This window comes from Sinomicrobium kalidii (genome assembly GCF_021183825.1).
Classification (GTDB): domain Bacteria; phylum Bacteroidota; class Bacteroidia; order Flavobacteriales; family Flavobacteriaceae; genus Sinomicrobium; species Sinomicrobium kalidii.
This window is the reverse complement of record NZ_CP089211.1, coordinates 5,037,727-5,060,060: the sequence shown is the minus strand read 5'-3', so window position 1 is coordinate 5,060,060 and position 22,334 is coordinate 5,037,727. Positions and strand designations below refer to the sequence as shown.

Annotated in this window: 24 protein-coding genes; 18 read left to right on the top strand and 6 right to left on the bottom strand. The window is 43.7% G+C overall.

The genetic code is table 11. From position 1 onward, the window contains the following. Nucleotides 1-72: 72 nt before the first annotated feature. From LS482_RS20420 to LS482_RS20400, 5 genes are all read left to right on the top strand, one after another. A complete protein-coding gene (locus LS482_RS20420) occupies nucleotides 73-762 on the top strand; it encodes an NUDIX hydrolase (RefSeq protein WP_233029434.1) in 690 nt (229 codons plus the stop codon). Nucleotides 763-1,162: 400 nt separating this feature from the next. Further along, nucleotides 1,163-2,563 carry a type III PLP-dependent enzyme domain-containing protein gene (locus tag LS482_RS20415; RefSeq protein WP_233029433.1) on the top strand — a complete coding sequence of 467 codons (1,401 nt, stop codon included), beginning with the start codon at nucleotides 1,163-1,165 and terminating at the stop codon, nucleotides 2,561-2,563. Nucleotides 2,564-2,658: 95 nt separating this feature from the next. Next, on the top strand, nucleotides 2,659-3,543 hold the full coding sequence (gene speB, locus LS482_RS20410; protein ID WP_233029431.1) for an agmatinase: 885 nt from the start codon (nucleotides 2,659-2,661) through the stop codon (nucleotides 3,541-3,543). Nucleotides 3,544-3,627: 84 nt separating this feature from the next. Next, nucleotides 3,628-4,596 carry a deoxyhypusine synthase family protein gene (locus LS482_RS20405; protein WP_233029430.1) on the top strand — a complete coding sequence of 323 codons (969 nt, stop codon included), beginning with the start codon at nucleotides 3,628-3,630 and terminating at the stop codon, nucleotides 4,594-4,596. 74 nt (nucleotides 4,597-4,670) lie between these two features. Further along, nucleotides 4,671-4,964 (top strand): hypothetical protein, encoded by a 294-nt coding sequence (locus LS482_RS20400; RefSeq protein WP_233029428.1) that lies wholly within the window; start codon nucleotides 4,671-4,673, stop codon nucleotides 4,962-4,964. 63 nt (nucleotides 4,965-5,027) lie between these two features. On the opposite strand, the gene LS482_RS20395 is transcribed toward LS482_RS20400, so the two are convergent. The 3 genes from LS482_RS20395 to LS482_RS20385 all read right to left on the bottom strand — a co-directional run bounded on the left by LS482_RS20395 (nucleotide 5,028) and on the right by LS482_RS20385 (nucleotide 8,324). Beyond that, nucleotides 5,028-5,999, bottom strand: coding sequence for a hypothetical protein (locus LS482_RS20395; protein WP_233029427.1), 972 nt, complete (start codon nucleotides 5,997-5,999; stop codon nucleotides 5,028-5,030). A gap of 172 nt (nucleotides 6,000-6,171) precedes the next feature. Next, nucleotides 6,172-6,687 (bottom strand): DinB family protein, encoded by a 516-nt coding sequence (locus tag LS482_RS20390; protein ID WP_233029426.1) that lies wholly within the window; start codon nucleotides 6,685-6,687, stop codon nucleotides 6,172-6,174. A gap of 689 nt (nucleotides 6,688-7,376) precedes the next feature. Beyond that, on the bottom strand, nucleotides 7,377-8,324 hold the full coding sequence (locus LS482_RS20385; RefSeq protein WP_233029425.1) for a glycoside hydrolase family 191 protein: 948 nt from the start codon (nucleotides 8,322-8,324) through the stop codon (nucleotides 7,377-7,379). A 713-nt stretch (nucleotides 8,325-9,037) separates the two neighbouring features. On the opposite strand from LS482_RS20385, the gene LS482_RS20380 reads away from it, so the two are divergent. The 6 genes from LS482_RS20380 (at nucleotide 9,038) to LS482_RS20355 (ending at nucleotide 14,369) form a co-directional block, all read left to right on the top strand. After that, nucleotides 9,038-9,742: a hypothetical protein gene (locus LS482_RS20380; RefSeq protein WP_233029424.1), complete on the top strand. Its 705-nt coding sequence runs from the start codon at nucleotides 9,038-9,040 to the stop codon at nucleotides 9,740-9,742. Between the two features lie 339 nt (nucleotides 9,743-10,081). Next, entirely contained in the window at nucleotides 10,082-11,137 is a 1,056-nt protein-coding gene (locus LS482_RS20375; protein ID WP_233029423.1) for a type I restriction endonuclease, read from the top strand. 118 nt (nucleotides 11,138-11,255) lie between these two features. Further along, on the top strand, nucleotides 11,256-11,852 hold the full coding sequence (locus LS482_RS20370) for a PH domain-containing protein (RefSeq protein ID WP_233029422.1): 597 nt from the start codon (nucleotides 11,256-11,258) through the stop codon (nucleotides 11,850-11,852). A gap of 91 nt (nucleotides 11,853-11,943) precedes the next feature. Further along, nucleotides 11,944-12,510 carry an REP-associated tyrosine transposase gene (locus LS482_RS20365; RefSeq protein ID WP_233029421.1) on the top strand — a complete coding sequence of 189 codons (567 nt, stop codon included), beginning with the start codon at nucleotides 11,944-11,946 and terminating at the stop codon, nucleotides 12,508-12,510. Nucleotides 12,511-12,706: 196 nt separating this feature from the next. Next, nucleotides 12,707-13,789, top strand: coding sequence for a TlpA disulfide reductase family protein (locus LS482_RS20360; RefSeq protein WP_233029419.1), 1,083 nt, complete (start codon nucleotides 12,707-12,709; stop codon nucleotides 13,787-13,789). Nucleotides 13,790-13,937: 148 nt separating this feature from the next. After that, nucleotides 13,938-14,369 carry a hypothetical protein gene (locus tag LS482_RS20355; RefSeq protein WP_233029418.1) on the top strand — a complete coding sequence of 144 codons (432 nt, stop codon included), beginning with the start codon at nucleotides 13,938-13,940 and terminating at the stop codon, nucleotides 14,367-14,369. Between the two features lie 163 nt (nucleotides 14,370-14,532). Here LS482_RS20355 and LS482_RS20350 read toward each other — a convergent pair whose 3' ends face one another. Further along, nucleotides 14,533-14,688, bottom strand: a complete 156-nt coding sequence (locus LS482_RS20350; protein ID WP_233029417.1) for a hypothetical protein — start codon at nucleotides 14,686-14,688, stop codon at nucleotides 14,533-14,535. A 435-nt stretch (nucleotides 14,689-15,123) separates the two neighbouring features. On the opposite strand from LS482_RS20350, the gene LS482_RS20345 reads away from it, so the two are divergent. From LS482_RS20345 to LS482_RS20335, 3 genes are all read left to right on the top strand, one after another. After that, the gene (locus tag LS482_RS20345) at nucleotides 15,124-15,297 is read left to right on the top strand and encodes a hypothetical protein (RefSeq protein WP_233029415.1); all 174 of its coding nucleotides are present in this window, start codon (nucleotides 15,124-15,126) and stop codon (nucleotides 15,295-15,297) included. Nucleotides 15,298-15,474: 177 nt separating this feature from the next. Continuing rightward, complete coding sequence (locus tag LS482_RS20340; RefSeq protein WP_233029414.1) at nucleotides 15,475-16,203, top strand: NAD-dependent epimerase/dehydratase family protein; 729 nt, start codon at nucleotides 15,475-15,477, stop codon at nucleotides 16,201-16,203. A gap of 155 nt (nucleotides 16,204-16,358) precedes the next feature. Next, entirely contained in the window at nucleotides 16,359-16,820 is a 462-nt protein-coding gene (locus tag LS482_RS20335; RefSeq protein ID WP_233029412.1) for a COG2426 family protein, read from the top strand. Nucleotides 16,821-16,886: 66 nt separating this feature from the next. Here the strand turns inward: LS482_RS20335 and LS482_RS20330 are convergent, their stop codons facing one another. Further along, on the bottom strand, nucleotides 16,887-17,528 hold the full coding sequence (locus LS482_RS20330) for an NAD(P)-dependent oxidoreductase (protein WP_233029410.1): 642 nt from the start codon (nucleotides 17,526-17,528) through the stop codon (nucleotides 16,887-16,889). Between the two features lie 195 nt (nucleotides 17,529-17,723). Between LS482_RS20330 and LS482_RS20325 the strand changes: the two genes are divergently transcribed. From LS482_RS20325 to LS482_RS20315, 3 genes are all read left to right on the top strand, one after another. After that, the gene (locus tag LS482_RS20325) at nucleotides 17,724-18,398 is read left to right on the top strand and encodes an outer membrane beta-barrel protein (RefSeq protein ID WP_233029409.1); all 675 of its coding nucleotides are present in this window, start codon (nucleotides 17,724-17,726) and stop codon (nucleotides 18,396-18,398) included. Between the two features lie 244 nt (nucleotides 18,399-18,642). Continuing rightward, nucleotides 18,643-19,008, top strand: a complete 366-nt coding sequence (locus LS482_RS20320) for a cupin domain-containing protein (protein ID WP_233029407.1) — start codon at nucleotides 18,643-18,645, stop codon at nucleotides 19,006-19,008. Between the two features lie 103 nt (nucleotides 19,009-19,111). Next, nucleotides 19,112-19,861 carry a YqjF family protein gene (locus tag LS482_RS20315; protein WP_233029405.1) on the top strand — a complete coding sequence of 250 codons (750 nt, stop codon included), beginning with the start codon at nucleotides 19,112-19,114 and terminating at the stop codon, nucleotides 19,859-19,861. Between the two features lie 138 nt (nucleotides 19,862-19,999). On the opposite strand, the gene LS482_RS20310 is transcribed toward LS482_RS20315, so the two are convergent. Beyond that, nucleotides 20,000-20,788: a phytanoyl-CoA dioxygenase family protein gene (locus tag LS482_RS20310; protein ID WP_233029404.1), complete on the bottom strand. Its 789-nt coding sequence runs from the start codon at nucleotides 20,786-20,788 to the stop codon at nucleotides 20,000-20,002. Between the two features lie 270 nt (nucleotides 20,789-21,058). On the opposite strand from LS482_RS20310, the gene LS482_RS20305 reads away from it, so the two are divergent. Further along, nucleotides 21,059-22,264 carry a threonine aldolase family protein gene (locus tag LS482_RS20305; protein WP_233029402.1) on the top strand — a complete coding sequence of 402 codons (1,206 nt, stop codon included), beginning with the start codon at nucleotides 21,059-21,061 and terminating at the stop codon, nucleotides 22,262-22,264. Nucleotides 22,265-22,334 lie beyond the last annotated feature (70 nt).

The following is a 22,334-nucleotide window of genomic DNA, read 5'->3' as shown; positions in this document are numbered from 1 at the left end:
GTTTATACAAAACCGTTTCTCCCCTCTTTGTATAGTGTTCTTACTATTATCGGAAAAAATAAATTTGGACTAATGGATTACAATTACAATCAAGAAGACAAAGCCCTGGTGGCTGTGGACTGTATCATTTTTGGTTTTGATGAAGATGATCTCAAATTACTGCTTATCAAAAGGGGGTTCGAACCCGAAAAGGGAAAATGGTCATTGATGGGAGGATTTTTAAAGAAAAACGAAACCCTGGATCAGGCTGCAAATCGCGTGCTCTATACACTAACAGGGCTGAACAATGTGTATATGGAACAGCTGTACGGCTTCAGCAAGGTAGACCGGGACCCCGTGGAACGGACCATTTCCGTGGCCTACTACGCCCTCATTAACATAAACGACCACAACCCGAAACTGCTCGATGAGCATTCCGCACAGTGGTTTTCCATATCAGAAGTGCCCCACCTGATCTTTGACCACAACGAAATGCTGCGAAAAGCCCTCAGAAGGCTCAGGCGACGTACATCTACCAATCCCGTAGGCTTTGAACTGCTGCCCAAAAAGTTCACCATGCGCCAACTGCAAAAGCTGTATGAAGTGATCCTCGGGGAAGACCTGGACAAAAGAAATTTCCAGAAGAAAATAAAACAGATGGACGTACTTGTAAAACTCAAGGAGAAAGACATGACCTCGTCGCGAAAAGGTTCTTTCCTCTATAAATTCGACAAGGAAAAATACAAAGAAAAGGTATCGGACGGCTTCACTTTTAAAGTGTAGCAACATCTCAGGTACCCCCATATATCAGGTAAAGCCAATGTAAACCCGTAACAAACTGTTTAACAGTAATCTAACATCACAAAAAAAAATTCAAAAAAAGCCTGTTCCTGTTTGGCAACTTATTTTTTTTATACATTTTTGTACCCGATTAGGCTGAACAAGAATGAAACTCGTTTTTAACCCCGGGTATATGGTTTTGAGGAAGTCATTTCCATATACGGCTCCCAAGTGGAGCGACCGGGTTTTTAAGTTCACTTCCCGATTAACATCCATACTTCACTCGTATTCAGGGGCAGTTCTTGTACGCAATCCCATAAGATTGCGTATTTGATTCCTTTGCTTTTATATTATATCTTGTTATACTTTTAATAACCCTTATTTTATAATACAAAAGCAATAAATGAAAACGAAATACATAGATCTCATAGACCAAACCTATTATTTTCCGCAAGAGGAATTTACACTTAACAACGATACCCTGAAGTTCCACGATATAGACCTCATGGCACTGGTAAAAAAATACGGAGCTCCCCTTAAATTCACCTACCTGCCGCAAATATCAAACAACATACAAAAAGCCGGGAAGTGGTTCAACAACGCTATGGAAAAGCACAACTACCCCGGTAAATATTACTATTGTTACTGTACCAAAAGCTCCCATTTTGAGCACGTGTTGACCGAAGCACTGAAGAACGATATCCACATTGAAACATCGTCGGCTTTTGATATCGATATTGTGAACAATCTCATCAAACAGGGAAAATTCACCCGGGACCATTATGTACTGTGTAACGGTTTTAAGCGTGAACAATACATACAGAACATTGCAGGACTCATCAACAACGGGCACAAAAAGTGTATTCCCATTATTGACAACTATGAGGAAATAGACCTCTTGAGCGAGGCCATTGACGGTAACTATAACATCGGCATACGCATAGCTTCGGAAGAAGAACCCAAGTTCGAGTTCTACACCAGCAGGCTCGGTATCGGTTACAAAAACATTATACCGTTCTACAACAGGGCCATTGCTTCCAACGAAAAGGTTACGCTAAAAATGCTGCATTTCTTTATCAATACCGGCATACGCGACACAGCCTATTACTGGAACGAGCTTCTTAAATGTCTCAGGGTATACATACAATTACGGAAAATATGCCCTACCGTGGACAGTCTTAATATAGGCGGAGGTTTCCCTACCAAGAACTCCCTCGCCTTTAATTACGACTACCAGTATATGGTAGACGAGATCATTAACCAGATCAAGATCTCCTGTGAGGAGGCCGAAGTTCCCGTACCCCATATCTTTACCGAATTCGGAAGTTTTACCGTGGGCGAAAGCGGAGGCGTTATCTACGAGGTATTGTACCAGAAACAACAGAACGACCGGGAGAAGTGGAACATGATAAACTCGTCTTTCATTACCACCCTGCCCGATACCTGGGCCATAAGCAAGCGTTTCATCCTGCTGGCCATCAACCGCTGGAACGACGAATACGAAAGAGTCCTTTTGGGCGGACTTACATGCGACAGCGACGACTATTATAACAGTGAGCAGAACATGAACGCCATTTACCTGCCCAAATACAGCAAGGCAAAGCCGTTGTACATCGGTTTTTTCAATACGGGCGCTTACCAGGAGACCATAGGCGGCTTCGGCGGATTGCAGCACTGCCTCATCCCCTCGCCCAAACATATATTGATAGACAAGGACGCTGACGGCAATATCTCCACCGAAATATTTGCCGAACAACAAAAAGCAGAAGACTTACTTAAAATTTTAGGTTACGATAACGTATAAAAAGCCGGGAAATCCGAAGTCAGAAGCCGGAAGAATCAACAGCTAAAAACTCCGGCCTCCGGACTTCAGGACTACCAACACAAAAACCCAATACAATGAACAAGAGAACATACGCCGGAATTCCTGAAAAATACACCCGCATCGACGATGCGAAAGTGGTATTGATCCCCGTTCCCTACGATGGTACCAGTACCTGGCAGAAGGGAGCGGACAAAGGCCCGGAAGCCTTTTTACACGCCTCCGAAAACATGGAACTGTACGATATCGAAACCCGTAGCGAACCTTACAAAAAAGGCGTGTACCTCGCCCCCGCCATCACGGAGAACTCCTCTCCCGAAAAGATGGTCGAGACCGTGTACAAAACCACCAAAAACTATATCCGGCAGGATAAATTCGTTACCATATTCGGCGGTGAACACTCCGTATCCATAGGTACCATCCGTGCATTCAACGAATGTTTCGGAGAGCTCACCGTTGTACAGATTGATGCCCATGCCGATTTGCGCCCGGAATATGAAGGCTCTGCATGCAATCATGCCTGTGCCCTGCACGAAGCCAGCAAAACCACAAACCTCATACAGGTGGGTATCCGGAGCATGGATAGTTCCGAACTGGACCACATGGACGAAAACCAGGTCTATTTCGGCCACGAGATCATCAATGATGACGAATGGATGACCGACGCCGTACATCAGATGACGGAAAACGTGTTCATTACCATAGACCTCGATGCCTTTGATCCTTCCATCCTGCCTTCAACGGGCACCCCCGAACCCGGAGGCCTGTTGTGGTACGAAACACTGGAATTCCTTCAAAAGATATTCAAAAAGAAAAACGTGGTAGGGTTCGATATTGTGGAGCTTTGTCCTGATGAAACCGAAAAATCGTCCGATTTCCTGGCCGCCAAGTTGTATTACAAGATGCTGGCCTATAAATTCAAATACACCGGAAAACAGGATGATGATGAGGACGAGGATTAACCATTAATGATTTCAGATAGTATCAATATTTCCCGATAGAGACGCACGGCCGTGCGTCTCAAAGGATCAAAAAAAAACAGGATTATGAAAGGAGCAATATCAGATTTTATAGAAAAGTATTACCTGCATTTCAATGCAGCTGCCCTTGTAGACGCCGCAAAGGGATATGAACAACAGTTGCAGAAAGGCACCAAAATGATGGTTACCCTCGCCGGGGCCATGAGCACCGCCGAGCTGGGCAAGATATTTGCCGAAATGATCCGTAAAGACAAAGTACAGATCATTTCCTGCACCGGGGCTAACCTCGAGGAAGACCTGATGAACCTCGTGGCACATTCCCATTACAAACGCGTACCCCACTATCGTGACCTTACCCCAAAAGAGGAATGGGAACTGCTGGAAAAAGGCCTTAACCGGGTCACAGATACCTGTATCCCGGAGGAAGAAGCCTTCCGCCGCCTGCAAAAGCACATTTATAAAATATGGAAAGAAGCCGATGAAAAGGGAGAACGCTACTTTCCCCACGAATATATGTACAAGCTGTTGCTTTCGGGCGTTCTCGAAGAGTATTACGAAATAGACCTCAAGGACTCGTGGATGTATGCCGCTGCCGAGAAAAACCTCCCCATTGTGGTGCCCGGCTGGGAAGACAGCACCATGGGCAATATATTCGCTTCGTATGTCATTAAAGGAGAATTGAAGGCCGATACTGTAAAAAGCGGTATAGAATACATGGCGTACCTGGCCGACTGGTACACCAAAAACTCCGGTAAGGGTGTAGGGTTCTTCCAGATAGGCGGAGGCATCGCCGGGGACTTCCCCATATGTGTGGTCCCCATGCTGTACCAGGACATGGAAATGCACGATGTGCCGTTCTGGAGCTATTTCTGCCAGATATCAGATTCCACAACCAGCTACGGTTCTTATTCGGGCGCCGTACCTAACGAAAAGATCACCTGGGGAAAGCTCGATATAGACACCCCAAAGTTCATTATAGAGTCGGATGCCACCATTGTAGCCCCGCTAATCTTTGCATATTTGTTAGATATGTAAAATGTTAAAAAAAATAACTTGCATGTAATATTCATTTTGATTTATTTTTAGACCAGAAATAACAATCCCCTGCTATGAAACGTGTAATAGTTGATTATAAAAAGCTTACCAATGAAATCCTGACGCTGTTGGTGGAAAAATATCCCGACGGTTATGGTGATAACGACATTATAAAATTCAGAAACGCCAACAACGAAGCCGTGGAAGCACTTGAAGTACGTACCGAAGATGCGGTTTATCTGGTTAAGGTAAGTACCCGGCTGGCCAACACCATGGAGAACTTTGACGAAGACGAAGACGACTTCGACTCCGGGGATATCGGCGGCTCCATGGAAGTCCCGGACGACCCCGAGGACGACGAAGATTAAAAAATAAAAAAGCTCCCGTAGTGCACACGGGAGCTTTTTGCTTTTATATCCGGTTAGTCTCCGTTACGGATAGAGTGATTTATACCCGTTAGCCACAACATTGCTTCCTATTCCGGAAAAAGAAACCTTGAACGTACTGGAATTATAGCTTAGCGAACCAAAAGGTGTGCACATGCCCAGGGCATACTGGCACTTGCCGTAGCTTCCCGAATTCTTTACAATGCGGCTGTAGCTTCTCGCTTTCCCCAGGGAAATGTGTCCCCAGTCACTGACATCCGTATTCGATACCCGTCCGGAAGAATAGTATATGGTGATCTTATAGCCCATTTCGCCACGCTCAGAACCCCAGAGCCACTTAGCGGTCCACCATCTCTTATACCAACGGTAATAGGTTCTGGACTGCACATTGTTGTCCTTTTGCGCCATCGTTTCTTCCGAAGATTCCGTTTGTCCTTCGGTGTCAATCATCACCAGTCCGCTGAGGATGTTGTCCCATACAATACCGTCATTGCGGTAGAAGCACTGTGTCCTGTAAGTGGACTCCCCGCTTTTCCAGGTGATCTCCATAACGTTATCGCCGGACCTGATTTCCTGCGAAGCGGCGGCGGCCATACGATTTTGTGTTTCAGAAAGTGCCTTTCCGGAATATACGTTTTGCATCATTCCTATGTGTACCGAGGCAGGGTCCGTAATATTCCCGTAAGCAATAACATTTTCCTTTTTGGTCACCGAACGGTGCGAGAGTTCAACACCTTTTTCCGTAGTAACGCTGCCAAGCACCTCCACACCTGTAATTTGCAGGGCATCAGGAAGGTATTGCGCCAGGTTTTCACGGGTAAGTTCCAGTTGTTCTTTTACTTTTTCCGGTAAATCCTGCTTAGCCAAAGGAGTTAACGCGCTTTTCAGGTCATCGGTAGTCTGTTGTTCTTCCGTAACTTCGTCCGGAAGTTCTGTAGTGTCATTCTGGCAACTGTAAATGGCAAATGCCAGTAAGGCCATAAAAAGCCTGAACATGTAAGTAGGTTTCGTTTTCATTATAATGTAAGATTAAAGGTTAATAATATGTTAAAATTAACAAAAAATCTCACACTATGCACAGTTAATGTGATAAAAACAAAGATTTAACCATTATATAACTTCATAAACATCCCCCGTCATAACCACTCCGGGAAACAAAACCGAATGAATAAAAAGCCCCGCCCTTCATTTACATGTACCTTTCCTCCAACACTTTTAGATGGTGCTTCAGGTGCCCGGCAATAATAAATCCCGCGGCCCTTACGGACATCAGGTTGCCATCCGCCGTGCCCGAGCGCTTCAGCATTTCATCAGAAAAGGTATGAAACAGCGAAACCGTGTTCAGTCGTGTGGCTTTGAAGTCCACCATCAGTTCTTCCTTCGTCCTCTTGTCGGCATCAGAGAAAGGCACGTAGTCGTCCTGTTCATATCCCGGAAGGTCGGTCCGGTCGTTGCGGGCAAAGCGCAGGGCGCGGTAGGTAAATATGCGTTCCGTATCAATAATATGCTGTATCACTTCCGCAACGCTCCACTTCCCTTCCGCATAACGGTACTGTAATCTGTCTTCCGGCAGGCTCTTGATAAAAGTAAGCAGTTCGGTTTCCGTAGTTTTCAACGCTTCCATCAGTGCTGTCTCATCCAGCATCAGGATGTAGTTGTTGTAATACGAATGATATTCGGTTTCTTGCAATTCCCTGGAGTGCATAATCCTGTTTTTTCAGGGGAAGATAGCCAATTTTTTTCGCCCACCCCTCACCGGCTCCCTCAATTTTTCATAACCGGCCTCCAAAGCTGATACCAAGGCCCCGGACAGGAGAGGTTAAAAGGTTCTTCCGTATTTAAGGCGGGTAACAGTTTTGGAGTTGGGGAGTTTTGGAGTTCTTGAGTTATTTGGTTACCAAGTTATTCGGGGATTGGACAAATAAGAGGGCTACAACAAAATCGCACCATCCAGCTCCCCTACTAAACAACTAAGAACTAATCAACTAATGGCAGAAAAAAGTTTTGGAGTCGGGGAGTCTTGGAGTTCGTGAGTTATTTGGTTACTAAGTTATTCGGAGATTGGACAAATGAGGGAGTAACAACAAAATTGCACCATCCAGCTCCCCTACTAAACAACTAAGAACTAATCAACTAATGGCAGAAAAAAGTTTTGGAGTCGGGGAGTCTTGGAGTTCGTGAGTTATTTGGTTACTAAGTTATTCAGGCAAAACGTGATTAGAATACAAACAACACAAAGCCCTCCTTCATTTCAAGAGGCAGCCTTTTAAAGAGCTTATAAAGTAGCATTAAGCCACACCGGGGATTTCACGTACTCGCCTGAAATGACAACCCTGGATGGTATAAAGACAGCTACGCTTCCGTAGCAACGCATCTCTCCATCGTCAGTAGGCTTTATTCCCTGCAGGTAGGCATTACCCTGTCCAGTACCACTACCGTTACATAGCCGGCAAAACCGTATTCCGCATAACGTTCACAGGCATCCGCTATGTTATTGGTATTAACAGCATAATCTACAGCCAGGATCAGTTTCCCTGCAGCGTGCAGTGCCTGTGTGTTGGCCAGGTTTTCGGCACACCAGTCCGCACTGCACGGGGTGCCAGTATCGAGGAAAAAAAGTTCCTCTACCCCCAGCCCGTCAATGGCTTCGGTATAACCTTCGTAATGGCGCAGTTCAGGAGAGTTCTGCGGGAAAATCCAGAAGCCGGGGGATTTTGCTTTGGCATACGCGCTGATGTGCACGATCTGCTCTACCATCTTCCGGGCCAGACTTTCGCGGTCTTCTTCCGGCACCAGGTCAAGGGCTATCTCTTCATAGGCATTGGGCACATCCAGGTAAATACCGTCAAACCCGGCAGCAATGGTCTGGTCTACGCGATCCTTAACAGCGAGTTCCCACCATTCGGGCTCCCAGTACCGTACAAAATATTCGTCAGGCCAGTCGCCCCAGTTGTTCAGTTGTAGTCCCGCTTCGGCCACGGCATCATATTCCGGGCGGTAAGTTTCAATCGTGCCCATGGAGAAATAAGCCAGCACGCGCTTGCCCGAATTGCGCAATGCTTCAATCTCATCGCGGGTAAAATAGTCCGCTCCCCCGTCGCGTGCCAGGTCAATCACGGCCAGGTCGTGCGGGGCGGCCACCAACTCATCCAGTTCGCCATCCGGATAGTTGGTCAGTTGATACACAAAGCTGTCAATACGCTCTTTTTCAGGGGGCGGGTCGTCACTTTCACAACCGGCGGCCATAAGCCCCGAGCATACCAGGTACAGCAGGAAAGCCTGTCGTTTCAGAATATGGCCCGTATAGGAGAATACAGGGAATAAGCACAATAGGTTTTTCATGGCAACGCTTGTTTTTGAGGTTAAGGGTCCGGTAAGGACATACGCGGGGCAACATCTGCCGGGCACCCGGCAAAAGTCCGCTTTTTACCCTATCCGCAAACTGTCCTTCATCCGGTTTTTGATATACAGAATTCACCTGTTTTTGTTACCGCTACGATGGTTATCAGGCGTTTTCAACAGGATTTCCGGCATATTGCAAGCACGTACGAAATATCTCAAAATGAATTAACACAGCGTTAAAATACTCACAAAACCATGCCGGATTTTAAAGATTTTCCGAAAAAAATGTATATATTGTTTGTAAATAAACGTAATGCGGGCCAAAGTTAGTATCCCGCAACCTGAAATAACCGGGCCCCGGTACAAAGTTTGCACTCCCCCCTAAAAAGTAAACGTTCCCCGGTGCCAGGCTGGCATCCCCCGGTGTGCAGTAAGTATATCCCGCCCCAAAGTATGCATTCCCCGCACTAAAGCAGGCGCACCCCGGCAAAAAGTACCTTCCCCCCGGTGTAAAGCTAACATCCCCCTAAAACCAGTACGATCCCCGTAGCGTAAAGCCAACGGTTACAGCGCTCCGGTACATACTCCCCGTATGCTGGCACGGCAACGGAACGGGTGGTTTCCGGCCTGAAAACAGCCGTTTTTCACCTTAACAAAATTTAACATCCGTATGCCTTACTTTCAAGCTATTATTAATTCTAAACTGTTTTATTATGGCGAACAACAGACTCCGTTATGAGGAGTACACAACGGTTGCAGAATTTCTGCTCGCCTCTTTAAGACGCGACCGGAAAGAACTGTATTCCCGGTTCAGCAAATACACACCTGCGTATTTGGCCAGGTTCCGGGAACTGAACGACAAGGTCAAGGAGCTGGAAAACCCCGGCGAAAAGACCGAGAGCATGAAGCTCACCACGGCCCGCCTCTATGCAAAGGCCAATGAGCTGCACAAGGAACTCAGCTTTGTGGGTGCCTACTTTAAAAATGCTTCGCTCCACACCACGCTTGTTACTACGCTCAAGAAGCAACTGGCTTCGAGGAACATCGAGGGTGCCATGTACAACATCACGGCACTTAAAGACCTCGTTACCAAACACCAAAAGGCCCTCGTGGCCCAGGGCATGCCGGAAAACACGCCGGACAAGCTGCTGGAATACCGCGATGCGATGAACACGCTGAACCAGCAGCAAAACCGCATCCTCAACCAGCGCATGGCCCTGACGCGTAACAACAAGGTGCAATACGAGGCCCTGTTCGGGTATATCCGGGATACCATTCACGATGGCAAGATCGTTTACCAGGACAGGATTAAAGTGCGGGACTACACACTGACCCGGCTGATCGAAAGGGTCCGGGCGGCCAATACCGCCAAAACCGAAGAGGAAGAAGGACCTGATGTGCCCGGATCGGTGATGTAATACCCCTTGCGGTCAGGATTTTCGCCCTGCCATTTGCTTTTTACGGTGAATGGCGGGGCGATTTTTTGGGAGGTATACTGCACATTACGGGAACCCGCAAAGAAGTGTATGTAATTTGTTTCATATTAGCGCAGCCCTTATTCACAAGAGGCTGTAATTGTAAGAAAATTATAAAGATGTTGGGACTTTTAATAAGATCTGGGGTATTTATATGATGTAGTAATCAGTCTAATTTATTTGAAACCATCCGTTTTCCGCACTATGGCAACAAGTGCTGCCATACTGAAAAGAAAAGCACGTAAAAACCAGTCCATTCTATACACCTAAAACACAAAAGACATGGAATTATACAACCAACTAAAAGGACTTGCCGACAAGGTTGAACAATTAAAAGACAGAATTGACACCGAAGAATCCACAAAACACGCTTTTACCTTACCCTTTATCAACATCCTGGGCTATGACACCTTTAACCCTACCGAAGTTGTCCCCGAATTTACTGCGGATGTAGGGCTTAAGAAAGGGGAAAAAGTAGATTATGCCATATTCCAGAACGGAGATCCCATACTGATTGTTGAATGCAAACACTGGAAGCAAAACCTGGATGTACACAATTCACAACTGTTCCGGTATTTTCACGTCACCAAAACAAGGTTCGCCCTCCTGACCAACGGGGTGAACTACAGGTTTTACACCGACCTGGAAGAAACGAACAAAATGGACAAAAAGCCATTTCTGGAGTTTGATATTACCAGACTAAAGGAGAACACGGCCAAGGAGATTGAAAAGTTCCACAAGTCGAAATTTGATGTCCTGAAGATCATCGATAACGCAAGCAACCTGAAATATACCAGTGAGATCAAGGCAGTGATGGAACAGGAACTTGCCGCTTCTTCTCACGATTTTGTAAAACTATTTGCAAACAGGGCCTATGGCGGACGTTTAACGGCCAAGGTCATGGAGGAATTCACCGAGATCGTCAACAAGGCCTTTAACCAGATTATCAGTGAAAAAGTAAACGACCGGCTGAATTCCGCATTAAACAAGGAGCAGGAAAAACAGCAGGCCGAAGAAGAGATCGAAGAGGAACCCAAAAGCAAAATTGAAACCACAGAAGAAGAACTGGAAGCCTATCAGATAGTGCTTGCCATCCTACGAAGAAAGGTAGATAAAAGCCGGGTGGTTCATCGCGATACACAATCGTACTTCGGTATTTTACTGGACGACAATAACCGAAAGCCCATATGCCGACTTCACCTGAACGGCGGCGTAAAATACATCAGCCTGTTTGACGAAGACAAAAACGAAATAAAAGAGAAAATTGAATCCATAGACGATATATACAAGTTTGAAAAACAGCTTCTGGATGTGGTGGCGTATTATGATAATGATTGATGAAGGAAGGTTTATTACGGGGGGCCTGTAAAGTTGGTTCTCGTTGTAAACTAGCAGCGCCAGTAATAGCTGGCAAAGAGTATTTGTAACAATTAATATATCAATCGAAAATAATAACATGGAAGATATTAAAAAGTTTTTGAACGAAAAACAAAACCCAAAGGCTGTTGAAAAGGCGCTTCGAAAATTATCTGAATTATTAACACGCAACGAGACAATCGAATACATTGCTGTACAGAAAAAACCAATGCTAAATATGTCGCCCGATTGCATTGCACTTACAAACAGGCGAATCATTTTTTGTATGCCCAAGAGTTTCGGACTTTCAATGAACTTCGAAGATCTTATGTGGAAAGATGTGGCAGACTGCCATATAAAAGAAGGCATTATGGGAGCTACCTTCACCGCAGTAACTGTAAGAAGACGCAGACACTATATGGAATATCTTCCAAAGGCACAGGCCAGACTGCTTTACCGGTATGCACAGGAACGCGAAGAAGAAATGACAGAATACAGAAGACAAAGAGAGTTGGAAAACGCCAGAGCGGCAGCCGGTGGAGTTGTTGTACAAACCAATGAGAGTAAAAAAGAAAGTACTGAACAAAAAGACGATCTGCTGGAAAATCTGAAAAAATTGAAACAACTACTGGAAAATGATTTGATTAGCAAGGAAGAATTTGACTCCAAAAAGTCTGAAATATTAAATAGAATATAAAAACCTCCCTGGCGCAAGCCTCCAGGCTCGTGCCTCGTGCCAAACCATAAAAACAATAAAACCACACCCACCCATACACATGCCATAAAAAATGAGCCGTAAATACAAATTCCATAACAAATCAGCAGCATATTTTGTAAGTTTTGCTACGGTATATTGGATAGATGTTTTTACACGACAGCTTTATTATTCCATTTTAGCGGAAAGCCTGCAATATTGCAGGCATAACAAAGGCATGGAAATCTTTGCTTATTGCTTTATGTCAAATCATGTGCATTTAGTATTTCGTTCTGCTAATGAAGATCCTTCCGGATTGTTACGGGACCTTAAAGGATTTACTTCGAAAAAACTGATTAAGGCCATAGAAGAAAATCCTTTGGAAAGCAGAAAGGAATGGATGTTACAAATGTTCGAAAAAGCAGGAAAAGCCAGAAGCAATGTGTCCAAAAGACAGTTCTGGCAACAACACAATAAACCCATAGAACTGTGGAGCGATAAAGTAATCAAGCAAAAAATAGAATATATCCACAACAATCCGGTAAAAGCAGGTTTTGTAACCAACCCGGAGGATTGGAAATACAGTAGCGCCAGGAACTATGCGGAAGATGAAACGGTGTTGGAAATAGATAGTGATGGTTTGTGGTTGGGGATGATGTAATACTTAATGTTAATTGGAAAATGGCACGAGCCTGGAGGCTCGCGCCGGCATAGGGCTTTTGGTGTTTTAGTTAAGTAAGGGAAAATGTTGGATGTTATAGGGAAAGGGAGTATATTGTTGTAGAAAATGAGGCTGTTCCTTCATTTTACAACAATTGGCAGCGCTCTTTTCCTTAAAATATACAAAATACATCGCCATGAGACCAACAGTTCTAAAACCTGCTTTAATAATTCTTCTCCCTGTTCTTTTTGCATGTCAGGAAAACAAAGAAGACCCCGGTTTTTTGATTACCGGGGATATTAGTGACAACTATGAAGGGTATATTTATTTAGACTATAATGATATCTTAGACAGCACCCTTGTGGAAGACGCCTCTTTCCGGTTTAAAGGAAAAGTTTCACAACCACTTGAGGCCACTTTACTTCCCGGGTCCCCAACATCAGGAGAAAGTATGACCGTAGCTTCTTTTATGCTTGAAAACAGTACTATAGATATTTCATTAAAATACGACATATTCCAATATAACGGATCAGATATAAAAGGATTGGACATGGATAGTATCAGCGGTTCCACCAGTCAAAAACTAAAGGAAGATTTCGAAGCCAAAATGGAGGATACCTTTGCTCAGGAAGAAAATGACAGCATAAGGGAAGCCATACTCTACGATAACCTTTCCAAATTTATAAAAACCAATCCTCAATCTGTATTAAGCGGTCAAAAACTGGCTTCCCTAAGCAATTTTTACGGGTATTTAAAAAGTGAACAGATGCAATATCTGCTTGAGCAAATGGATACAACTTACCAGGACAAAAAGGATTTAAGATACATTCGGAATATCATTGAAAGAAGAAAAATATTAAACATTGGAAAAACTCCGCCAAAGATCGAACTCCCAAATCCCGAAGGAAAATTAGTAGATAGTGATTCGCTGCGAGGCAACTATGTGTTATATGAATTTTGGGCCTCGTGGTGTAGTCCATGCAGGAAAACAAATCCGGAACTAAGCAAAGTTTATAGTACTTTTCATAAGGATGGTTTTGAAATACTGGGAGTTTCCATAGATAAAAGTCCGGACAAGTGGAAAACTGCCATACAGGAAGATAAACTCAAATGGATACAGGTCATAGATTCTTTGAATAAAACAGGTGAAAAATACCGGCTTACAACCATACCCTATAATGTTTTACAGGACAGGAAAGGTAAAATTATAGCCCGAAATGTCAAGCCCGAAAAATTAAGAGAAATACTAACCGAACTAACCGAAACGGAGGTACAATAATTCATGAGTAATACAAACAAGCGGAAAGCGGAATGTTTCCGCCAATGAATGGCGAACTGGCGTCCGTTTACAACGAATGCCATCTCAAAAGCGTTTACAACGGCCCGTAAAAAATAAAAATGCAGTGTACAATATTATCCTAATAATTATGTCTATTACTACTTTTTGGTCGTGTAGTAATTCAAACAAACTTAAAAAGAAAAATACTATCTTGAATCAACAAAATAAGTTGAATAGTATTCAAGATTATGAAGTCTTTATAGAAGAAAACAAATGTGATAAAAATAAAAAAGATATTGCCGTTTTGCTTTTTGAAGATGGTTTCGATAATGATTATGTGGAAGTATTTAGAAATGGCAAAAAAATGTTTTCCCGCAAAATAACTACGGATAAACCCCTTGGATTTGCCAAAGATGTTGAACTCGGAAAACTTTCAACCTTAAATCAATTGAGCATTAAAATAAATAGATCGCAAGAGGTCCATATATTAAACAAACATTGCAGTTTCACATTTATTAATTTAAACGATGACAATAAAATAGCCATAAAATATGGTAGTGAATTTATTCCTTATAATTAATGGTTCTTCCTTATAGTAAGCATTAAATGACATAGAAAATCCCTAAAAATAACAGATCAATTGATGTCCTCAACAAACTAATTTCCAATAGGTTTTATAAAGGGAGTATAGGACTTAAAAAATTTGAATTACAACGCCCCAATTTTCCTAACAACTACAGAGTTTACGGAATACTTAATGATGAAAAGAGGTTTGAAATAAAAGCCGGATTCAAACCACCTGTAAATATAGCCTGTAAAGCTTTGTCTTTAATTTTTTTCATTGTTTTTATTGCTTTATTGATAAAGGGAAATTGGATTTTTTCCGGAATAATATCCATCCTTATCGTAGCATTTTATATTAATTACAGAATCCGAACCATAAAGGAAAAAAAATACTTTATGAATAGGTTTCTGGATTTATATCACAATGAAAATAAATAGAATTTTGTCCGTGATCCTTGGATGCTGCCAGTTTATAACTGACAGCATCTCTAACCGGCGCGAGCCTCCAGGCCCGTGTCAACCCAAACCAAAGCAAAAAAACAATACCTCCCATCAACAACACCCCAAAACACCACAAAAACTCCCCCTCCCTACCAAAACCCCTGAAAATTCCGTACCTTTACAATTCCTTAAATTCAAAGATTATGACTAATAGAACACGATTTGCCCGTACGGTATGGTGGCGGTATTGGAAACAACCGCAACGCCTTCTTTGAAGCGTAGGACACCTAAACCATACGGGTTTTCATATTCCTAAAATTCAAAGATTTATGAAAACCTTAGATTTCGAAGCGTACAAAGACACGCTTAAAACCAACCCGAACGGCGAAACCTATGTAGAACTGCTGGTAGACAGCTATGAAACGCTTGCCCTCCTGCGTTACTATGTAGCCCACGCCATTCAACTCATCGCCAACCCACGAGCACCACAAACAGGGCGATGAAATGGCCTATTCGCTTTATTACCTCACTAAAATCCTTAAAAGCACTACACCATTGGGTGAGTGTTTTGGACTGGACAGGACTTTTGAGGCCTAAAAGACGTTATAAGAATTGCCATTTCCCGACAAACCGGGGGAATGGCAATTTTATATACCTTTAAACCTTAAAAACAGCTATACATGAAAAATATCCTGATAACAGGAGGTTTTGGAAAAATAGGAAGGTACTTTATTCAAAACCATCATCGCGATTATCACTTCAGGGCGATGGACATAAAGGCAGAAAATTCCGTTTTCCCCGAAAATGTAGAAATAGTTAAAGGAGATCTTGCCGATGAGCAAACGTACGAAAAGGCCTGTGAAGATATGGATACCGTAGTTCACCTGGCAGGAGTGCCCGATCCGGATGCAACGTTCGAACAGGTTTTGCACACCAACATGATAAATACAAAGAACATATTAAATGCCGCCATTAAGCAGCGTTGCAGGAGGTTTATATTGGCAAGCAGTGCACAAACCATAGAAGGTTATGCCAAAGACATTCAAATAAACAAAAACATGCCCGTAAGGCCCGGAAACCTTTATGGAGTATCCAAGTGTTTCGGCGAGGCACTTACGGCATATCACGCATACCGTAACGATATATCGGTAATCTGCCTGAGAATAGGAGCCTATGAATTCCCGTCCGATTTTACGGAGATGAATGCCAGGGACCTTAGCGCTTTTTTGCACCCGGATGATTTCAACCAACTGTTAACAAGCTGTATAGCGGCCGAAAACATACAGTACGAGATATTAAATGCCATTTCAGATAACCGATACAAAAGACTGGACATTACGGAAGCCAAAGAAAAAGTAGGATATAAGCCCAAAGCCAATGCATTTGAACTTTTTAAATTAAAAAAATAATAATCCCCGCTTTTTTGTGTTGTTACCTGATATACAGTATCCCCTTTTCGGGGTTGGGTAACTATAAAACGGTCCCGGAAATGTTAAATAACGTATAAATCGTACCGCCCGTAACATCCGGCTATTTTTAATGCCTATTTTTGCAAAAAAATACTGTGATAGCAGAAATCCTGATCGCCGCTTTATGGAGCATTTCCCCTTTTGGAGAGGCAAAAGTTGGAATTCCATATGCTATTTTTAACAATGTAAATATCTATATTACGTTTATTGTCTGCCTTTCGGCCAATATACTGGTCTATCCCATAATGACATTCTTCTTAGACCATTTAAACAAGTATCTGTTAAAGTGGAAATTTTATAAAAAGTGTGCCGTTAAAGTCGCCCGGAGGATTAAGATAAGGGCAGGTTCCAACATCACTAAATTCGGCTTTTGGGGAATCCTGATATTTGTAATGCTGCCCATCCCCGGAACAGGAGTATATGCAGGCACCATTGCTTCGTACCTGTTCAGGATGCCATACCGCCAGGCTTTCTGGGCCAATGCCATCGGCATCTTTCTGTCTTGCGTTATAGTCTGGGGAATGACCGTAGCTACCCATCGCGGTATAAATCAGTAATTCGATAAAATCCTGGTTTTTATAACCAGTGCGCAATTTCAGGCGCACCGGTTATGAATTAAAAACTTAAATATTGGCTATAAACGGAGCTTCCCTGATAAAACTTTCACAATCCAGTTGACGGATAAGAAAAGTGGCCAGGTCCGTAGCACTTATGCTGTCGCCGGGACAATCCGTCAGGCTAACCTCTGTTTTATCACTTTCTTTAGTTTGCCTTATTAACGGAAGACGAACCAATGTCCAATCCAAAGTACTGGCAATCAAAATTTCATATTCCTTTTGTTTATCCGCAGTTGAAACAGGAAACATCTCTTTCATCCACGCTGTCCCATAAGTTGTTTTCGTTCCCTTATGGTCAAAAGGAGTATCTACGTTAAGTCCCGTAGTTACAATATAGCGATGCAGGTTTAATACCTGCATCACCTTTATAACATTTGTAGTTGATTGGCTGAATATGGTAGGTTCACTGGCAGGAATACCCAATCCTAATGTACTTATAACAGCATCACAATCTTTTATTAATTGAAGAACAGCAGCATAATTGACTACGTTTCCTGCCACAATTTCTATATTTGGATGCCTGATTTTTAAATTTTGAGGGTTTCTGAGAAGCAATTTAAGCTGAAAACCCCGGTCAATTAATTGTTCGGTAAGGTATTTTCCCGATTTACCTGTGCCGCCAATGACGGCTATTTTTATGTTTTTCATGATTTACTCTTTATAAAATTAGATACTAAATAACTATACCCGATCATTTCGGAAAGACTGATCGGGTCTGTAAAGAAGCCTTCGGGCCTCTGTCTGGAACTAATATTTATAAAGAGATCCTAATGCTGTAAAAATAGTATTTTTATTTAAAATACACAACGAACGAAAACCACATAACCACCAAACTCTGAATCCATGAAAACAATAATAAATATTGCATATCGATTTATGCCCTATAAGATCACCCTTATACTTTTGTTTGGTATTATCCTTCAAGTGAGTGCGCAAAGCAATCCGGAAAGGTTCAGGGTAGGCATAACAGCTGCTTTGGATAACAACCTCAGTTCCGAAAGCTTTGCATTTACCGAACATACCGGGTATGGCGCAGACTATAATAAAACCAACTACCGTGTGGGATTGAATGTCGAATATGACCTGAAAAAAAAGATAACACTCAATACCGCCGTATATTATTCGAATAAGGATTTTACCGGAACATATTATTGTGCCGTTTGCGAATTTCTAGTTCTTCCACAGCCGCAAACCATTGAATTACGGTTTATTGAAGTTCCCGCAACATTAAGGTATTACGTGCTTCCGGAACAATGGAAACCCTATGTCGAAATAGGGGTAAACAACCTGTTTGCCTTAAAAAAAGGCGTCGTTAATGACGCTTATAAAGAAGAAACCATTGACAATTCCTATACACTGGGATTAAAACTGGGCGGAGGCATCGAATATGAGATCAATCCCAGGTTCGCCATCCGCTTACTTGCCGACTACAATAAAGGACTGACCAAACTGATTGACAAATCGGGCTTTAAAATGGATTACTGGGGCATTGGTATCGGGGTTTTAACCAGACTATAAGCGCTTCCCCGGATATTTTTCAAAAAATAACCCAACCACCATAGATTTAAAGTCCACAGGCTTTTGCAGGCAATAGAATTACTTTTCAGGTATCCGGTTAGCAAGTGGATGAGGCCATCAGATTTCCCCGGGTTATCCGAATAACTTAGTAACTCATTATCCCAATAACCTCATAATCCATGGATATCGACTAAAAATGGCATTTTCAGATTTGAAATGGTAATTTTGCAGATAAAAGCAGCGTATGCCCGTCAAAAAAGTCAATCTAAACGATAAATTCAATCAGTTCCGGGACTACTGGAACCCTAAGATCGTAGGAGAACTCAATGACCAACTGGTAAAAGTGGCAAAGTTCAAGGACGAATTCGTCATGCACCGGCATGAGAACGAAGACGAAATGTTTCTGGTCATTGAGGGCACGTTACTCATGGAACTGGACAATGAAACCCTGGAAATACATCCCGGGGAATTCGTCATTATTCCCCGAAAAACCAACCACAAACCCAAAGCTATCGGCGAAGTCAAAGTACTGCTCTTTGAACCGGCGACTACCCTGAACACCGGGAATACGGAAAACGAATTCACCGTAAAAAACCTGAAAAACATTTAATGTAAAACGGATTTACCCACGCATTATATTACGGGAAAAACCATCCGTTTCCCCGATTCCGGAGCAAAATCAGTGCTCCTCCATAGCCATTATACCTTTACCTATGCGCATCAGAGAAATACTGGAAACAACAACACACAGACCGTGGGAACTTCCTTCGGGAGACTGGAAATATTACCAGGAGTGGAACAACGCCCTGTTCCTGCACTGGCAGGTAACCCCGGAAGAACTCCGGAGATTTGTTCCGCCCGAACTCGAGATCGATCTGTATAAAGGCAATGCCTGGGTGTCTGTTGTAGCTTTTACCATGCAGAAGATACGGCCCAGGAACCTTCCTGCCTTCCCCCCTGTTTCGGACTTTGATGAAATAAACATCCGGACCTATGTAAAACGAAACAATAAAACCGGGGTCTATTTCCTGAGCATAGAAGGCGGAACCAGAGTTTCCTGCCTCGTAGCCCGAAAATTATCTGAACTCCCCTACAGGTATTCCGAAATGAACCGGAAAAAAGGCCATTACAGCTCCGTAAACGAAAAATCCGGGGATACGCTGGAACTTGACTATAAAATAAATTCGCAGATAACAGACAAAACGCCCCTGGATAAATGGCTGACGGAAAGATATGCCCTGTTCCAGGACACAGCAACTGCAATAAACGAATTTGAAATCCATCATGCAGAATGGCCCACCTACAAAATAGACTGGGAAAAAATCCATATCCGTTACCCGCGATTTTCCCGGCTCCTGGAAGGTACACCGGACAGGAGCCACTATTCCACCGGAGTACAGGTAATTGCATGGGACAAGACAACGTGCAGAAAAATGGTCATGTCAATGCAAAACAACACATAAAATGAGTGTTTTATCCTGTTCCCGTAAAAAGAAAAGTTCAAACAATCCAATACTACACCAATCATACGGAAAACCTGTAAAAAAGGCTCCCCTGGAGGAGCCTTTACCGGCGTCGAAAACAGCAAAACACACAAAAGTTTAACGTTCACCGGCCAAAGCCTGCCGTATGGCTGCCTCAACAGGTGAATATCCGGCATCCGGACCACTTATGGTAAGCGCATCACGCAACAACAATGGCGGTTGTGCCAAAAACCTGGGTGTAGTGCCCCGGTGTGCCTGCGCCGCATGCACCAGGAAAGGGTGACACAGGTAAATAGTGCCCGCCCTGCCTGTAGCTAATGCTTTTTCACGTTCGGGCAACGTATCCAGCTTACCGGCCAGTTCCATAAACGAAAGCCCTTCTTCGCCCTCTTTATCGAGTAAGCGTGCCACATCCAGGTGCGAACCTTTCCAAAGAAGGGTCGGGGCATCCGCCCCGGTTACATCCGAAAATAAAAGCAGCATCAACAGCCCGCGCCCCCGCGAACGTACGTTGATACGCCATTCCGGGAAATTGGAAGGATCTTTCCCCGGAAAACTGGCATCCACGTGTTTCCCGGTATCGTCGGGCGCCTTGTTGGAAGGGAAACGCACGGGGAATGTTCCCATGCTGCGGCAGGGCATCCACTTCCCTTCTCCGACCAATCGGTCAAATACCCTGTACAAAGCCGGACTGTTCACCGCATCGATAAAAGGTTGCTCTGTATACATGCCCAGGCGGATCACAGGTTCCGTCCAGCTTTCCGGGTCGGCCCGGTCAAAAGGAATATCGTTCCACAAAATGTCACGTGCCGCCCCGGCCACCGTTTCGGAAAAGGCATGGTCTATGCGAACATAACCGTTCTGTATAAATGCTTCTGTATCGATATTTTTTATAATGTCTGACATATTGATATAAATTAAACAAACCACATCAGCATCCCGTTAAGGTTGCCCGCAGTTTACAAATGAATATATGATTTACAGAAAAATACGGGCACAAAAAGCCCGTGCCCCCGGTGTGGGGGATATAGCTTCGGAACAAAGCTGAAAGAGGGGTACTATAGCATTACAGTCATCTGCATACGGGCAAAAGTATAAAAAATTTGTTGTCCGGGACACCAAAAGCAATTATCCTGGTAAGGAAAATACACCGGAATAACATTTGGATACCAACACATGAAAAAAACAAACACAGCTGCCGGGAGAAGGGATTTTCTTAAAAAATGGGGGCTTTCTTCAGTGCCCTTACTGCTTCCGGCTACCGGCATGCATGCGCTTTCGGCTACAGGGTTGCAACAGGAAAACAACAGGGAACAGCCCCCCGTCAACTTCATTTACGACGGACTTGCCCTTTCGCCGCAAAGCTATCTGGACAAACCTGGTGAGATTAATAAAACAGCACCCCTTGCACGCGATTTTTACGGCAACGGCGGGGCCACAGAAGCCCTGGAAACGGAATTTGCAAGGCTTACGGGAAAAGAAAAGGCCATTTACCTGCCTACGGGAACCATGGCCAATCAAATAGCCATAAAACTCCTGAGCGAAGACCGTACAAAAGTCATTGTTCCCGAAAACTCTCATGTCTTCCGCGACGAAGCCGATGCGGCACAAAGTGTTCACGGCAAAAGATTAGTGCCCGTGGGTAAGGGCAAACCCTGGTTTCACCGCAATGACCTCGAAGAAACCATAAAATACCTCGACGAGAACGAAGTGTTTAAAAGCGGGCTCGGTACCGTAGTCATAGAAAATCCCGTAAGACGCGCAGACGGGACCGCCATTCCCCTGGAAACCATTAAGGAAATAGCGGCCTATTGCAGGGATAACGGATATAAACTGCACTTAGACGGGGCGCGGCTACATATAGCCTCGGCATATACCCGTGTTTCCGTAGCCGAATATGCCTCTTGTTTTGACACGGTTTACATATCCTTATACAAATACCTCAATGCCGCAGGAGGCGTCGTACTGTGCGGAAATGCCGGGATCATAGACCAAATGGCCCACCAGATTAAAATTTACGGCGGAACGGTTTACCAAAGCTGGTACAGTACTGCTGTGGCACACTATTACCTGGACGGCATAGAAGAACGATGGAACCGGGTAGTGAGTACAGCAAAAAAGCTGGTCACCGGATTGAACAACATAAATGGCATAACCATAACCGGACTCACCAACGGAACAAACATCTACAATTTAACTACGGATAAAAAAATCCGGTTCGGGGAACTGGCCGGGTATTTATCTGGAGAACACAATATTTGGTTGAGAAGTCCGGACAAAGACGGAATTGTAAAATTTGCCGTTAACGAAAGCCTGCTTACAAGACCTGTGGATGAGATAATCGATGCCTGGAAAAAAGGAATCGCACAAAGTAAACACTAAAACAGCATCGGAGAAAAGAGTTACGGGATAACACCTGAAAACAAAACGAAAACCTTATTGCCCCCGGTCG

Bases quoted from the DNA above. Each gene is read 5' to 3' on its own strand.
- LS482_RS20420 (WP_233029434.1), top strand. From the start codon at position 73: ATGGATTACAATTACAATCAAGAAGACAAAGCCCTGGTGGCTGTGGAC.
- LS482_RS20415 (WP_233029433.1), top strand. From the start codon at position 1,163: ATGAAAACGAAATACATAGATCTCATAGACCAAACCTATTATTTTCCG.
- speB (WP_233029431.1), top strand. From the start codon at position 2,659: ATGAACAAGAGAACATACGCCGGAATTCCTGAAAAATACACCCGCATC.
- LS482_RS20405 (WP_233029430.1), top strand. From the start codon at position 3,628: ATGAAAGGAGCAATATCAGATTTTATAGAAAAGTATTACCTGCATTTC.
- LS482_RS20400 (WP_233029428.1), top strand. From the start codon at position 4,671: ATGAAACGTGTAATAGTTGATTATAAAAAGCTTACCAATGAAATCCTG.
- LS482_RS20395 (WP_233029427.1), bottom strand. From the start codon at position 5,999: ATGAAAACGAAACCTACTTACATGTTCAGGCTTTTTATGGCCTTACTG.
- LS482_RS20390 (WP_233029426.1), bottom strand. From the start codon at position 6,687: ATGCACTCCAGGGAATTGCAAGAAACCGAATATCATTCGTATTACAAC.
- LS482_RS20385 (WP_233029425.1), bottom strand. From the start codon at position 8,324: ATGAAAAACCTATTGTGCTTATTCCCTGTATTCTCCTATACGGGCCAT.
- LS482_RS20380 (WP_233029424.1), top strand. From the start codon at position 9,038: ATGGCGAACAACAGACTCCGTTATGAGGAGTACACAACGGTTGCAGAA.
- LS482_RS20375 (WP_233029423.1), top strand. From the start codon at position 10,082: ATGGAATTATACAACCAACTAAAAGGACTTGCCGACAAGGTTGAACAA.
- LS482_RS20370 (WP_233029422.1), top strand. From the start codon at position 11,256: ATGGAAGATATTAAAAAGTTTTTGAACGAAAAACAAAACCCAAAGGCT.
- LS482_RS20365 (WP_233029421.1), top strand. From the start codon at position 11,944: ATGAGCCGTAAATACAAATTCCATAACAAATCAGCAGCATATTTTGTA.
- LS482_RS20360 (WP_233029419.1), top strand. From the start codon at position 12,707: ATGAGACCAACAGTTCTAAAACCTGCTTTAATAATTCTTCTCCCTGTT.
- LS482_RS20355 (WP_233029418.1), top strand. From the start codon at position 13,938: ATGTCTATTACTACTTTTTGGTCGTGTAGTAATTCAAACAAACTTAAA.
- LS482_RS20350 (WP_233029417.1), bottom strand. From the start codon at position 14,688: ATGGATATTATTCCGGAAAAAATCCAATTTCCCTTTATCAATAAAGCA.
- LS482_RS20345 (WP_233029415.1), top strand. From the start codon at position 15,124: ATGAAAACCTTAGATTTCGAAGCGTACAAAGACACGCTTAAAACCAAC.
- LS482_RS20340 (WP_233029414.1), top strand. From the start codon at position 15,475: ATGAAAAATATCCTGATAACAGGAGGTTTTGGAAAAATAGGAAGGTAC.
- LS482_RS20330 (WP_233029410.1), bottom strand. From the start codon at position 17,528: ATGAAAAACATAAAAATAGCCGTCATTGGCGGCACAGGTAAATCGGGA.
- LS482_RS20325 (WP_233029409.1), top strand. From the start codon at position 17,724: ATGAAAACAATAATAAATATTGCATATCGATTTATGCCCTATAAGATC.
- LS482_RS20320 (WP_233029407.1), top strand. From the start codon at position 18,643: ATGCCCGTCAAAAAAGTCAATCTAAACGATAAATTCAATCAGTTCCGG.
- LS482_RS20315 (WP_233029405.1), top strand. From the start codon at position 19,112: ATGCGCATCAGAGAAATACTGGAAACAACAACACACAGACCGTGGGAA.
- LS482_RS20310 (WP_233029404.1), bottom strand. From the start codon at position 20,788: ATGTCAGACATTATAAAAAATATCGATACAGAAGCATTTATACAGAAC.
- LS482_RS20305 (WP_233029402.1), top strand. From the start codon at position 21,059: ATGAAAAAAACAAACACAGCTGCCGGGAGAAGGGATTTTCTTAAAAAA.